Source organism: Nostoc sp. CmiVER01 (assembly GCF_034531135.2).
Classification (GTDB): domain Bacteria; phylum Cyanobacteriota; class Cyanobacteriia; order Cyanobacteriales; family Nostocaceae; genus Nostoc.
Genome location: NZ_JAVRBU020000008.1, coordinates 1 through 14,564 on the forward strand (window position 1 = coordinate 1; position 14,564 = coordinate 14,564).

General features: G+C 41.3%; 13 protein-coding genes. 9 read left to right on the plus strand and 4 right to left on the minus strand.

Features of this window, described 5'->3' with window-relative positions; all coding sequences use genetic code 11:
* On the plus strand, positions 1-582 hold a 582-nt coding region (locus RMZ43_RS14545; protein ID WP_428850731.1), incomplete at its 5' end, for a tetratricopeptide repeat protein.
* A 497-nt stretch (positions 583-1,079) separates the two neighbouring features.
* Here the strand turns inward: RMZ43_RS14545 and RMZ43_RS14550 are convergent.
* Entirely contained in the window at positions 1,080-1,733 is a 654-nt protein-coding gene (locus RMZ43_RS14550) for a (2Fe-2S) ferredoxin domain-containing protein (protein WP_322653354.1), read from the minus strand.
* 60 nt (positions 1,734-1,793) lie between these two features.
* Complete coding sequence (locus RMZ43_RS14555; RefSeq protein ID WP_322650364.1) at positions 1,794-2,048, minus strand: Asr1405/Asl0597 family protein; 255 nt, start codon at positions 2,046-2,048, stop codon at positions 1,794-1,796.
* A gap of 489 nt (positions 2,049-2,537) precedes the next feature.
* Here RMZ43_RS14555 and RMZ43_RS14560 point away from each other — a divergent pair, with 489 nt between their 5' ends.
* The 7 genes from RMZ43_RS14560 to nblB all read left to right on the plus strand — a co-directional run bounded on the left by RMZ43_RS14560 (position 2,538) and on the right by nblB (position 11,490).
* Positions 2,538-3,092: a Dps family protein gene (locus tag RMZ43_RS14560; RefSeq protein WP_100898647.1), complete on the plus strand. Its 555-nt coding sequence runs from the start codon at positions 2,538-2,540 to the stop codon at positions 3,090-3,092.
* 574 nt (positions 3,093-3,666) lie between these two features.
* Positions 3,667-6,933 (plus strand): carbamoyl-phosphate synthase large subunit, encoded by a 3,267-nt coding sequence (carB, locus tag RMZ43_RS14565; RefSeq protein ID WP_322653355.1) that lies wholly within the window; start codon positions 3,667-3,669, stop codon positions 6,931-6,933.
* Between the two features lie 582 nt (positions 6,934-7,515).
* Complete coding sequence (locus tag RMZ43_RS14570) at positions 7,516-8,472, plus strand: RNA polymerase sigma factor, RpoD/SigA family (RefSeq protein WP_322650366.1); 957 nt, start codon at positions 7,516-7,518, stop codon at positions 8,470-8,472.
* Between the two features lie 252 nt (positions 8,473-8,724).
* A complete protein-coding gene (locus tag RMZ43_RS14575; protein WP_322650367.1) occupies positions 8,725-9,069 on the plus strand; it encodes a DUF760 domain-containing protein in 345 nt (114 codons plus the stop codon).
* 587 nt (positions 9,070-9,656) lie between these two features.
* Positions 9,657-10,079, plus strand: coding sequence for an 8-oxo-dGTP diphosphatase MutT (mutT, locus tag RMZ43_RS14580; protein ID WP_322653356.1), 423 nt, complete (start codon positions 9,657-9,659; stop codon positions 10,077-10,079).
* Positions 10,080-10,255: 176 nt separating this feature from the next.
* On the plus strand, positions 10,256-10,720 hold the full coding sequence (locus RMZ43_RS14585; protein ID WP_322650369.1) for a CBS domain-containing protein: 465 nt from the start codon (positions 10,256-10,258) through the stop codon (positions 10,718-10,720).
* Between the two features lie 104 nt (positions 10,721-10,824).
* On the plus strand, positions 10,825-11,490 hold the full coding sequence (gene nblB / locus RMZ43_RS14590) for a phycobilisome degradation protein NblB (RefSeq protein WP_322653357.1): 666 nt from the start codon (positions 10,825-10,827) through the stop codon (positions 11,488-11,490).
* A gap of 159 nt (positions 11,491-11,649) precedes the next feature.
* On the opposite strand, the gene RMZ43_RS14595 is transcribed toward nblB, so the two are convergent.
* Together RMZ43_RS14595 and RMZ43_RS14600 are read right to left on the minus strand one after the other, a co-directional pair.
* Complete coding sequence (locus RMZ43_RS14595) at positions 11,650-12,309, minus strand: PEP-CTERM sorting domain-containing protein (RefSeq protein ID WP_322653358.1); 660 nt, start codon at positions 12,307-12,309, stop codon at positions 11,650-11,652.
* A 557-nt stretch (positions 12,310-12,866) separates the two neighbouring features.
* The gene (locus RMZ43_RS14600; protein WP_322653359.1) at positions 12,867-13,385 is read right to left on the minus strand and encodes a DUF456 domain-containing protein; all 519 of its coding nucleotides are present in this window, start codon (positions 13,383-13,385) and stop codon (positions 12,867-12,869) included.
* 248 nt (positions 13,386-13,633) lie between these two features.
* Between RMZ43_RS14600 and RMZ43_RS14605 the strand changes: the two genes are divergently transcribed.
* Complete coding sequence (locus tag RMZ43_RS14605) at positions 13,634-14,545, plus strand: M48 family metallopeptidase (protein WP_322653360.1); 912 nt, start codon at positions 13,634-13,636, stop codon at positions 14,543-14,545.
* The last annotated feature ends 19 nt before the right edge of the window (positions 14,546-14,564 follow it).

Sequence of the window (14,564 nt, forward strand, 5' to 3'; positions counted from 1 at the left end):
GAAGCACTACAAGATTTTGACCGCGCCATTGAACTTAACCCCAAAGATGACTGGGCGATCGCATGTCGCGGTGAAACTTATCGCTCAATGAAGCGTTATCCAGAAGCCCTACAAGATTTTGACCGTGCGATTGAACTTAACCCCAAATATGAGTGGGCGATCACAAATCGCGGTGAAACTTACCTGATGCTAAAGCTATATAATGAGGCTCTTATAGATTTCAACCGTGCTATTGACTTAGATTCTGACAATTGGAAATTGTACGATCGCGCTTTAACCTACCAAGCCCTTAACCAACTAGACAAAGCACGATCTGACCTAGCGCTTGCCATCAAGCTTGCTAAACAGGATTACGAAAAAGATTCTAAAGACTGGCGTAATGCCTTTAACTTAGCCCTTTACTATTTAGCTGCTCAATATACTCAACCAGCAGAGCAGTTATATCGCTATGTTTTATCTCAAGGTGCTTCCTTAGAGCGTACCCATGAAGCTATCCAAGACCTAAATGACTTTTTAACCGTGTTTCCTAATCATGTGCAGGCTACATCCATGCGACAGTTGTTGCAGTCTTCTCTAACTTAGGTTGTGTAATTTCCAACCTACCCGCCAGAAAACCCACAAGTCCCAACAACCGCCTGAGAATCAATTCCCTCTCTCACACCTAAAATCTTCTAAAAAAAACTAGAAAAGGGTTTCAGTCTACTTGAGTGGACTTGCGCTATGAGCCTGAGATTTTAATCTCTGGCGAACGCACGGGTAAGCACAAAATCCCAGCTAACTTGCCTTCAGGAGAATGGCGGCTAAACCCAATTGCATACAAATAGCGATTTTAGCCAACCCATGACAAACTGCTTTGCATCGGCGTAGCCCAACCCAGGCATCGCTAAATCCAATTGCATACAAATATTAAGCGATCGCTACTACTACTTTGTCTTGCTCATGACAAATCGTAGGCGATCGCTTAATTTGAAACTCTTACAAATACTGGGCTAAAGCCGAATGCCGAGTATTAATGGAACACACTCAATGAAGATATTATGAAGCTTTCTCATTCAAATGTCAAGATTTCGCTAAGTTTTTCAGCAAAACTTAGCATTAAATATCGCCGCTTCTTTTAAATTCTTAGGCTGCGTTTCTAAACTCTTGTCACCAAAATGCTTATCCATCAAGGCCGGAACCTGTGTAGCTTGAATTCGGCTATGGCGCGTTTTGTCGGGCATAACTAAGTTTGGCCCAGCTTTACAATTCTTCATACAACCAGTGCCCTTGATTGTAACTTGGTCTTCTAAACCGCGATCGCTTAAAGCCGCCTCCAACGCCTGACAAACTGCTTTACCACCGCGTTTCATACAATCAGACTTTTGACACACCAAAATCGTGGCTTTAGTTTTAGCTGGTTTTACCTTGGCATTATCAATAGATGGGGGTTCTTGCACTGCGGTAGCCGTCTGAATCACCATCTGAGAAGGCGCCGCCATCACCCGTTCAGCCTTCAGAGTAACAGTGCCATTCTTCAAATCATGTTTTTTGTAACCAACAACTTGCAGCCAAGTACCTGGTGGTAAGCGCAAGTCAAAAGCAGCCCGTAAATTTTTAGCAAGTTTAATATAAGACTCACCTTCATGAGTCCCCAGAATTAAGCCTTTAAGCTTATAGCCATCTTTAATAACAAAATCTATAAATCTGCCCTCAAGGCAAAATTCTGATACTTCAATACTGTGAGATGCACCCATTTTTTAACCTCCTTTTAATTAATCTAAGCTGTCAAGCGAGATATTCTCAGTAGCTAAAGATTAGAACTGTTGGTAGCGACTTTTCCAGCAATGCTCAAGAGTCCAAATCTGGTCTTGACGAGAGGCTGTTAATCGCCGTATCACACTCCAAAGTTGAATAACTGTCATAGGAGAGTCAATTTCAACTTGCAATGGCTGGTTAGCCGTACAACTACAGGGAATGTCTAACTCCTTTAGGCGTTGATAGACTTGCCAGCGATCTGCCCAATTCACCTCTACAAGGTGGCTGCTTTGTATTTCTGTAAACGATTTCAAGAGAATTGCCCTCAAACTGCAACAAACTTGCAGTAACTACTGCGAGTTAACTCCCTGCTTTTTAAAAGTCTGAGGAGTTTAGCCTCTTTAAACCAGCATACCTTAAGTGCAAACAATTCTCAGTAATTTTAGAAAAAAAAATCAAATTTTTACAGCCATCCCATATTAAAAAGGGAAGAGGTAGAGAGACGGGGAGCAGTGAGCAGAGGGGAAAGAGGTAATTTTAATTTTTTATTCTCTCCCTTGCTTCTTCACTACTCCCTGCTCTTCTTAGCAAAGATGCACATTTAAGCTAGGATGTCAATGATAATGAGAAAATTATGCAACTTGGTGAGCGTACCATCATCCAGCCGACAATAAACTTGAGATTTTTAGTAAGCAAAAATACAAAATATTGACATGGCGAATTGGCTTGCTCTTATTATTAAAATGTTAATATGTTAAGAATAAGCAGTTAAAATCTATAACTGTTAAAAAGAGAGGAACGCAATGTCTGAAACACAAACTTTGTTACGGAATTTTGGTAATGTATATGACAACCCTGTGTTGTTGGATCACAGCGTAACTGCTCCAGTGACAGAAGGATTCAATGTTGTATTAGCTAGTTTCCAGGCACTATATTTGCAGTACCAAAAGCATCATTTTGTAGTTGAAGGCTCAGAATTTTACTCTCTGCATGAGTTTTTTAACGAAAGCTACAACCAAGTACAAGACCACGTTCATGAAATTGGAGAACGTTTGGATGGACTAGGTGGTGTGCCAGTAGCAACCTTCAGCAAACTAGCAGAATTAACCTGTTTTGAACAAGAATCTGAAGGTGTATATTCATCTCGCCAAATGGTGGAAAATGACCTAGCTGCCGAACAAGCAATCATTGGCGTAATTCGCCGTCAAGCTGCTCAGGCAGAGAGTTTAGGCGATCGGGGTACACGCTATCTGTACGAAAAGATTTTGTTGAAAACTGAGGAACGTGCATATCATTTATCTCACTTCCTCGCTAAAGACAGCTTAACTTTAGGGTTTGTCCAAGCTGCTCAAAGCTAAAACTCTCATAAGCTAGATTTATCTACCTAGACTGAAAGAAAAAGTTAGCAGCACTAACTCTTAAAATATTATAAAAAATGGCAGAGATTGGTATTGGTATCTCTCTGCCATTTTTAATTTAAGTAAACATATTTTCATAATATTTAACATTGCAAATATTTAGCAATTAGATAGTTAATAACTATTTTTAGTTAAGAAATTTATTTATATTTAATAAGTTAGATAGGTATATGCCAGAATCAATAACTATCTGTTGCAAAATCTAATCAAATTAGATAATAAAGATTCGCAAAAACTTTAAAAATTTTAGCATCGCAATTAAATAAAATTAGAAATACAAAATAATTGTTAGGCATTGGGCATGAGAAAGAGGACTTGGGGACAAGGAGAATTGGGGATAAGGGGAAAGAATTGTTGGAAGCTCTAAACTTTTGTCACCTTGTCCCCTCTGCTCTCTTGCTCCCTACTCCCCTTTGTCATCAAACTTAGAAAACTTAATAATAAAAAGCACGAGAGGGGGTAAAGACCCTTAAAATAATCAGGATTTGTATTCTCGTATTCCAAGGCAACTACTATGCCCCGCCGTGATGACCTCCGGAAGATTCTACTGTTAGGCTCTGGCCCAATTGTGATTGGACAAGCCTGTGAGTTTGACTACTCTGGCACTCAAGCCTGTAAAGCGCTGCGAGAAGAAGGCTATGAAGTGGTTTTGGTCAACTCCAACCCTGCAACGATTATGACCGACCCGGAAACGGCCGATCGCACTTACATTGAGCCGTTGACACCAGAATTGGTCGAAAAAGTCATTGAGAAAGAACGCCCTGATGCTCTCCTACCAACGATGGGAGGACAAACCGCCCTCAACATCGCCGTTGCTTTAGCCAAAAATGGTGTGTTGGAAAAGTACAGCGTTGAGTTAATCGGCGCTAAACTACCAGCCATCGAAAAAGCCGAAGATCGAAAACTTTTTGGTGAAGCAATGGCAAGAATTGGGGTAGCTGTGTGTCCCAGTGGTACAGCCGAATCTTTAGAAGAAGCCAAAGCTGTTGCCCGCCAAATTGGTACTTATCCCCTAATTATTCGTCCAGCTTTCACAATGGGTGGAAGTGGCGGCGGTATTGCTTACAACCAAGAAGAATTTGAAGAAATGGCACAGGTAGGTATAGATGCCAGCCCTGTTTCACAAATTCTCATTGACCAGTCTTTACTCGGCTGGAAAGAATATGAACTCGAAGTGATGCGTGATTTGGCAGATAACGTGGTGATTATCTGTTCCATTGAAAACCTTGACCCGATGGGCATTCACACCGGAGACTCAATTACAGTCGCTCCCGCGCAAACCCTTACTGATAAAGAATATCAAAGGCTGCGGGATATGGCAATCAAAATCATCCGCGAGATCGGTGTAGAAACTGGCGGTTCTAACATCCAGTTTGCTGTTAATCCGGTTAATGGGGATGTGGTTGTAATTGAAATGAACCCCCGCGTTTCCCGCAGTTCGGCTTTATCTTCTAAAGCAACAGGTTTCCCCATCGCCAAAATGGCCGCAAAATTGGCTGTGGGCTACACCTTGGATGAAATTAAAAATGACATCACCAAGAAAACTCCGGCGTCCTTTGAGCCGACAATTGACTATGTGGTGACAAAAATCCCTCGCTTCGCCTTTGAAAAGTTCCCTGGTTCTGACGCAGTGCTGACAACCCAAATGAAGTCAGTTGGGGAAGCAATGGCGATTGGGCGCACATTCAACGAATCCTTCCAAAAAGCGCTGCGATCGCTCGAAACCGGACGCGCTGGTTGGGGTTGCGACAAAGCCGAAAAATTACCCAGTGGTGAACAAATCCGCGCCCAACTGCGAACACCTAACCCCGATCGCATTTTCTCCGTGCGCCATGCTTTACAACTAGGAATTACTGCTGAGGAAATCTACGAACTAACTGGTATTGACCCTTGGTTTCTAGATAAATTTCAACAACTATTAGATATCGAGAAATTCCTGAAGCGAACACCTTTACAGCAATTGACAAAAGAGCAACTTTATGAAGTCAAACGGGACGGATATAGCGATCGCCAGATTGCTTATGCCACCAAAACCACCGAAGATGAAGTTCGCGCTTACCGCAAGTCATTAGGGATTGTCCCAGTTTATAAAACAGTGGATACCTGCGCTGCTGAGTTTGAAGCGTTTACTCCCTACTATTATTCTACCTACGAAGAAGAAACAGAGGTATTGCCAGCAACCAAGCCAAAAGTATTGATTTTGGGTGGTGGCCCCAACCGCATCGGACAGGGAATTGAGTTTGATTATTGTTGTTGTCACGCCGCTTATGCTTTGAAGAAAGCGGGGTATGAGACGATTATGGTCAACTCTAACCCAGAGACGGTTTCGACCGACTACGATACCAGCGATCGCCTTTACTTTGAGCCGTTAACAAAAGAAGATGTTATTAACATCATTGAAACTGAAAATCCAGTGGGTGTAATAATCCAGTTTGGCGGACAAACACCGCTAAAGTTGGCTTTACCATTACAAGAATTTCTTAGAAATGACACCTCAGAACTGCTTACCAAAATTTGGGGTACATCGCCAGATTCCATCGACATGGCAGAAAACCGGGAGCGGTTTGAAAAGATTCTCCAACAGTTGAATATTTCCCAACCGCCTAATGGTATTGCTCGGAGTTACGAAGATGCGCTAATTGTCGCTAAACGGATTGGCTATCCGGTGGTGGTGCGTCCCAGCTATGTGTTAGGGGGACGGGCGATGGAAATCGTATATTCTGATGCTGAGTTGGAACGCTACATGAGCTTTGCGGTACTCATAGAACCAGAACATCCGATTTTGATTGATAAGTTTTTGGAAAATGCGATCGAAGTCGATGTAGATGCGATCGCCGATCATACTGGACAGGTAGTGATTGGCGGCATCATGGAACACATTGAGCAAGCAGGGATTCACTCAGGAGATTCCGCTTGTTCCTTACCTTCGATTTCCCTATCACCAGCAGTTCTCAATCAAATTCGCACATGGACGGTGCAGCTAGCACAAGCGCTGTCAGTCGTGGGGTTGATGAATATCCAATTTGCCGTTGTCGGCGCAAGCAGTTATTCTCCGCAAGTTTACATTTTGGAAGCCAACCCCCGTGCCTCGCGTACAGTCCCATTTGTTTCTAAAGCAACGGGCATACAGTTGGCGAAACTAGCGTCTTTAATTATGTCTGGTAAAACCTTGGAGGAGTTACACTTCACCGAAGAAGTCATTCCCACACATATTGCTGTAAAAGAAGCAGTATTACCCTTTAATAAATTCCCAGGAACTGATACAATATTGGGCCCAGAAATGCGATCCACTGGTGAGGTGATGGGGATTGACAGCGACTTTGGCCGGGCCTTTGCCAAAGCAGAAATGGGTGCTGGGGAGCGTTTACCACTAAGTGGAACTGTATTTGTATCAATGAGCGATCGCGATAAAGCTGCTGCCAGTGGTGTGGTGAAGGAGTTTATCGATTTGGGCTTTACAGTGATGGCTACCCTTGGTACACGGCGAGTTCTTCTCGAACAGGGGTTAAATATTGAATTAGTGTTAAAACTCCATGAAGGCCGTCCCCACGTCCTTGATGCAATCAAGAACCAGAAAATCCAACTTATTATCAACACACCTTCAGGAGAAGAAGCCCATACTGATGCTAGGTTAATCCGCCGCACAGCATTAGGTTACAAAATTCCCATCATTACGACAATTGCCGGCGCGAAAGCTACCGTCGCTGCCATCCGGTCTTTACAAAATACAACTTTGGATGTAAAAACCATTCAAGAGTATTGTCCGATTGCGAGGAAGTAGGGAGTAGGGAGTGGGGAGTAGGGAGCAGGGGAGCAGAGGGGACAAGGGGACAAAAGTTTAGAGCTTCCAACAAGTCTTTCCCCTTATCCCCAAGTCCTCTTTCCCATGCCCAATTTCCACAAAAATTAAGTAATTGTTATAAGAGAATGACTATAGTTCTCATTAGAGATACCTTAACAAATATGAGGAAAATTATTTGAACCTGAGAATTTCTTAAATTTACTTCAAGTCAGCCTAGAGAGAAAGGGCGACTTTGCATGAACTGGAACAACCAGGAAATTTAATGTCGCCATATAGCCAAAATATTCTCATAAATGTTACAATTGTTAATACGGCTCCAATAGAAAAATGTTTAAAAAGCGATCTTTTATCTAACTGTAGATACTTGTGCAAACTAGGAAATAGCTGTAACTTTTAGCAGTTAAGAAGCCTAAATTTGATTATTATGAGCAGCCGAGTTTCTCGGATGCGTAAGTTGTAAACCATAGCATAGGTTCCCAGCCTAACTGGGTAGTACCCTAAAAAAGCATCTATCCCTTAATGACCCTACCGCCAAACCCATCATTACCAAAGAGTAGCGCCATGAAGACCGCTCAGACAGCCACAGACCTCGTGCGGACTTACCTGCGTGAGATTGGCCGTGTGCCACTCTTAACACACGAGGAAGAGATTTTCTATGGTAAACAGGTGCAACGTTCTTGCACTTTGCATGAATCAAGAGAATCTCTTGCCACCCAGTTAGGTCGTCAACCGACTTTAGAAGAATGGGCTAAAGCGACAGAGCTAGAACCAGCAGAGTTGAATGAAGCGATCGCTGATGGTGAGATTGCCAAGCGTAAGATGGTAGAAGCCAATTTACGGCTGGTAGTCTCCGTTGCTAAAAAGTACATAAAGCGCAACGTCGATTTACTGGACTTGATCCAAGAAGGTAGCATTGGTATGCAACGGGGTGTAGAAAAGTTTGACCCTACCAAAGGGTATAGATTTTCTACTTATGCCTATTGGTGGATTCGGCAAGCTATTACTCGTGCTATAGCCGAAAAAGCTCGTACCATTCGGCTGCCTATCCATATCACTGAAAAATTAAATAAAATTAAAAAGGCCCAGCGCCAATTGTCTCAAAAGTTGGGACGCGCTCCCACAGCCGGAGAGCTAGCTGAAGAATTAGAATTGACTCCCAAACAAGTGCGAGAGTATCTAGAAAAGGCGCGTTTGCCTCTTTCCTTAGATTTGCGCTTGGGTGATAATTACGACACAGAACTTGGAGAAATGCTGGAAGATCCAGGAGCATCTCCAGAAGAGTTTGTCATGCAATCTTCCTTATCTTATGACTTAGATCGTCTGATGGGTGACCTCACGCCACAACAGAAGGAAGTAATCACGCTACGCTTTGGCTTAACTGATGGGCAAGCCCTGACGCTGGCTAGAATTGGTGAAATCCTGAACATCAGCCGAGAACGAGTCCGGCAAATTGAGCGGGAAGCTTTAACCAAACTTCGCAAGTCTAAAGCCAACATGGGTGAATATTTGGCAAGTTAGAAGTAGATACGCGATTAATCGCGTCTGTGCAAGAGTGAGGAGTTACTTAAAAACTCCTCACTTTTTACTTTCTTTATAAGGGTGAGAAAATACGCTGACTTTGGTACGGTTACGCCTACTTCCAGTCTTAAGCTTGGCTGTTACATTAGTTGACAGGAAGACAAAAGAGCTAGCTAAGTCTAATCCAAAACAGGCATTTAATATTCAAATCGCAAGCACCGCAGCTAGCAGTGGTAGTTAAGGAGCTAAAAAATGAATAACTCATCCAATCGTGTCTCAGAATTTTTCAATAGCGAATCAGAAACTAGCGATTTACTATGGCAGTATGTTAAATCCTTGAGTCCAGAAACAGTTACCCAACTATCTAAACCCAAGTCTGCTGAAGTCTTTCAGGTAATGGAACGGAATATTATAGGACTATTGGGTAATCTACCTTCTGAAAACTTTGGCGTTACTGTAACTACCAGTAGAGAAAGTCTGGGTCGGCTTCTAGCTTCTGCTATGATTAGTGGTTATTTCTTACGTAACGCTGAACAGAGAATGGATTTTGAAATCGCCTTACAAGGAACTGAAACCAACAGCAACGAAATTGACTAGAAATATAGTAAATTCAATATTCTTGTTGGGTTTATAGCTATTCAGAATCATGGCGATACGAATTTAAAATAAACCTCTGCGAAATCTTTGCTCCTAATTCCCAATCAAGAATCAGCTAAATCTTTTTAAAATATCCAAAACAGTGACAAATTAAAGTTGAATTTAAACGTATAGGCGCTTTGCAAAACCGCATATTAGGAGTACAAAGATTAGCTCAGAGGTTTAGAAGATGATTGTCTGTGAACTTGTGTAGTTTGGTAATCAGTTGAATTAGAGGTGTATTTCTAAATGATTAATACACACGCCTAGGTAAACTAACTACGATAAATGATATTCGCAATAAATTCAAACTCGGCATAGTAGTCTAAACTCTGCCGAGTTTTATTATGAGTCAAGAGCATATTTTTAATCAAGAATTAAAAGTGGAAAATTAGGAACTTTATTGTAAATTAAAAAGTTTAAGGCCTTAACTGTTATATGTAGCATTAATTCCCCTGCGATCTTGCTAGAGTCGGGATTTAAATTCTTGTCAGAAATGTCTAAAATGTTTGAATTTTGAATCGTTAACTTTGTCTATCTACCCATATATGAGTAAAATCAACTCTCTCCTACCCCATAAAATCATTGGTGTTGCAGTAATTTGGAACGAGCAAGAGCAAATTTTAATTGATCGCCGTCGTCCAGAAGGAGCAATGGGTGGTTTGTGGGAATTTCCTGGCGGTAAAATTGAGGCTGGTGAAACTATCAGCGAGTGTATTCAACGAGAAATTTCCGAAGAACTGGGAATAGTAATTGAAGTAGGAGAGCATCTGATTACTATTGACCACACATATACAGACTTGCGCGTTACCCTCACAGTACATCATTGCCGCCATCTTACAGGTGTTCCCCAACCTTTGGAATCTGATGAAATTCGCTGGGTAAGTTTGGAAGAATTGGAGGAGTTTACTTTTCCTAAAGCAAATATTCAAATTATTGCTGCTTTAAAGGGGATGGGGAGTGGAGGATGAAGAGGATGAGGGAGAAATCAATTCAAAATTCAAAATTCAAAATTCAAAAATTTATTTCTGCCCCATGCCCCATGCCCCATGCCCAATACCGTAACAATCTATTAATTGCATCAGGTTGAGTGCCGCAATTTTCTACAATAAGCGGAGGGACTTTGATTAAAAGTGTAAATAAATAAATGCCTAAAACCGTTGCCGATGTAATGAGCCGCGATCCTATTGTTGTCCGGGTGGAAACTCCACTGAATGAAGCTATCCAAATTCTCGCAGAACGCCACATCAGTGGACTACCTGTTGTGGATGATGTCGGTAAATTGGTGGGTATTATATCAGAAACTGATTTGATGTGGCAAGAAACTGGTGTTACTCCACCTGCGTACATCATGTTTCTTGATAGCGTTATCTATTTAAAAAATCCTGCTACTTATGAACGTGATTTGCACAAGGCTTTAGGGCAAACCGTTGGTGAGGTGATGAGTAAAAACCCGATCGCTATTTCCCCTGATAAAACTCTAAGGGAAGCCGCTACAATCATGCACGATCGCAGCGTTCACCGCTTGCCAGTACTTGACGACACGGATCAAGTAATTGGTATTCTTACTCGTGGTGATATTATTCGGGCAATGGCAGCAAGTCAAGATTAGTCAAAAATAGAGACGCGATCAATCGCGTCTGTACAAAAGTCAAAAGTAGAGACGCGATTAATCGCCTCTGTCTTTTTTACACCTTTGAAAATCAGGATAACTAAATGAGTATTACTCCGGAATCTGTTAAGCAATTGCTCAGTTCTGAGAATTTAGGCGATCGCTTACGTGCAGTAAATCAAATCCGCGAACTGGAACCTGCGATCGGCTTTGAATTAATTCAAAGTGCTATTGGCGATAGCAATTCCCGTGTTCGTTACTCGGCGGTGAGTCAAATGGATACACTCGGAACACAAGATTTACAGTTATCCTTAGATATCTTACGCGATCGCTTACTTCATGACTCCGAAGTAGATGTACAAGCAGCAGCAGCAGACTGTTTGGGCGCTTTGAAGTTACATGAAGCTTTTGAAGACTTGCAACACCTTTACCATACAACCGATGAATGGTTAATACAATTCAGTATCATTGCTACATTAGGAGAGTTAGGCGATCCACGAGCCTTTGAACTACTCAAAGAGGCACTCTCATCAGAAAACGAATTAGTCCAAACTGCTGCTATTAGTTCTTTGGGTGACTTGGGAGATTTACAAGCAGTTCCTTTGTTGGCTCCCTATGCAACCAATCCAGATTGGCAAATTCGTTACAGAGTTGTACAAGCCTTGACTCGTTTGGGTAGTGCAGAAGCCAAATCTATATTAGAAACTTTGGCTAATGATGAAGTAGATGCGATCGCAACTGAAGCGAAACAATCTTTGCAATCAGTTTAAATCTATTTCAGGTTAAATAAATTCACCTTTAAATAGATTTGTGTGACAAAAGAAAAAATCCAACTTGGTTGAAAAATTTTGCATTCCAACCAAATCGAATTGATAAATTAGAGTTACTTTTAGCAACTAAAAGTAACTTTTTTATATTTAGAATTAGGTCTATTGAAGGAAACTTTTGCGTCGGCGAGACATAGCCATTACTGCACCTACTGCACCCAAGCCTAATAATGCGGCTGGTTCGGGAACTGTACTTACTGCAAGACCTGTAAAGGTTGCATCAAACGTTTTACCACTATTGTAAGTTCCTTCTGCATCAGTATCTTGAGTAACAAAAGTGATGTATCCCTCTGCATTGGTTTTGTTACCAAATCCATCGTCAAAGAATCCAAGGTAATTCACTCTTACATTTGTTCCTGCACTCTGTATAGAGAATGTCGGGGTATTGAAAGATGTCAAACTAAATGTATTTGCTCCATCTGTGAGAGTGCCAGGGGTTGCAAATACACCTAAGTCAAGAAAAAGAGAACCAGATGCCAAAGGGTTAGTAGTAACGTTAAATATGCTAGCTGCGTTGAATGCTGTAAAATCTCCACTTCGTAATGATAGTGAGGCTAAACCAGGGCTAGGGTCAAATTTTAAGAATGTTTTTGACACTGTAACCGTAGTAGCAGGAAACCCAGCACCGCCGTAATTAAAACCACCATTGAGTGCAGCAGCTTGTGCAGAACCAGCAGAGGTAAACAACCCAGCAGTAGCTAAAGGGAGTGCAGCAGTAACTGCTAGAGTTGCATTTAGTAATCTAGATTTAAAATTAATCATTATCGTTTTAGACTTGTAGTAATAACTTTAAATCAAAGCAATTGCTTTACTTTTAATCTCAGTAATTTATAGAAAATACTGTCAGTGAAAGCGAAACTTGCGTGATATATTTCTTATCTCCATAAAATCACATAGACTTAGAGCCTGCAATATTTACTGAGTGGTCTTCATCACATCTTTAAAGCATTACTATCCTTCATGAAATTTTAATTTTTTATATATGCGTACTTCGTATATTTCAGGCTTTGTAAGCTTTAGATTGTGTGGCGATCGCTCTGGCTTTAAGAAAGGCTGTTTACATAGTCTCAACAAAATACTAATTTTATATACTTAGAATTACCCAACCATATTTTAGATAAATGGAGTATGCAGTGTATCTTCTATAATCTCTCTAGTTACAAATACTTAGTTAAACGATTCCTCTTGTAGAATAAACGAGAGGAACCTCTGGGCTTGTTTATTATGGATAGTCTTTTTTATCAAATTGCATGTTTTGAATAAACAGCTAATTGCTAGCTATTTATTACTCTTCTCAAATATGCTAGACCTTTGAAATGCTAAGAGCCAAATACCTGCGGCCAAGTTGTCACAACGAAAACTACAACTGCGGCGATCGCTAACAGCCCTTGAATCAAATTTCCAACCAAAGAGCCGACTACAATCCCTATACCCGCTTTCAGCGCCAACCCGAATTCACGTCGGTAAAAATACTCACCGAGAATTGCTCCCAAAAGCGGGCCTAGTAAAATTCCTAACAGTGGGCCACCAAAAGGCAATGTTGGTAATAATCCCAAAAATCCCACTACTAAACCGACAATTGCGCCAATTTGCCCCCACTTGCTAGCTCCAGCTTGTTTTGCTCCCACATAACTAGCTAAAAAATCCACTCCGACACTGAGCAGTAAAACTATAACTGTCACAATTAGGGGAATCTTGATAGCTGCAAAGGAACTACTAACGATTCCCCAGACGATAATTGCAATTAAAATTAAGCTGCTACCAGGAATGGCAGGAACTACAGCACCAATGATACCCACAACCATTACAGCCAGTAATAGCCAATAAATAATTTGCATAGATAGAATTGTAAATTTCTAAATTTCCTACTAGTAGGGGCGTACAGCTTGCTGTGCGTCCCTATTGCATATTGTATCTGGGCAAGATGGTGATAAATACTTAAGACTTTCAACCTGAACGAAATATGATTTATACTCAGGGACAATTCATGAATTCCAAACCCATAACCATAGGCGTAATAAAGGTGCAAGCCGTTCGTACTGAGTAACTGAACTTCCTAAACACTCCAAGATAAAGCTCAAAACCCATGACGAGAAAAATTTTAACTGGACTGAGTTCAGCAACTTACGAACACCCTTTTGATCGTAAAGCCTTGGCTTCTTTGCAAAATATGCCCGGTGTCTCTCTGCTACTTAAAAAAGTTAACGAATACGGCATTGATCGCTTACTCAGGCTGCAAAGCCTTGGTAGTGAAATCAGAATTTCATCCCGTAATTTTCCTCAATTGCATGAAGCATTTGTAGAAACCTGCCAAATTCTTGATGTTGCTCCACTTCCTGAATTGTATCTGTTTCGAGGTACAGGTCACATTCAAAGCTACATTGTTGGGGTAGAAAAACCCCTTGTTGGTATAAATCTAGATGCAATGGAATGGCTTGGCACAGATGAGTTGATTTATATTTTTGGACACGAAATCGCTCGCATCAAGAGTCAGCACATGGTTTATCACCAAATGGCAATTGTTATGCCAAGTTTGAAAAATTTGTTGAACAGTACCACACTGGGGGTTGGTGGCTTAGTAGCTAGTGGCATGGAACTGGCTTTGTATAATTGGCGAATGATGGCTAGGTTCACTGCCGATCGCGCTGCAATGCTTGCTTGTCAAGATATTGATGTAGCAACCACTACACTGATGAAACTCGCAGGTTTGCCAGATGAGTATTTGACTACTGCTGTAATTGAAGATTTTCTTGTCCAAGCCCGTGAGTTTGCATCGAATAATTTTGACAGTATTGATAAAGTTACCAAAATATTAAGCTATACAGAACCCGGACTTTCGTGGGTAGTGATGCGGGCTGGCGAGTTGTTGAAATGGGTTGATTCAGGAGAATATGAGAATGTAATTCAACAGAAAAATTTAGAGACACCGGAAGAAACGGAAGAACAAGGAAAAACACTGGAAGAAAAAGAAGGGTGGAATTTTTTGACTTCTTGGTGATTGAATTTTAGATTTTAGA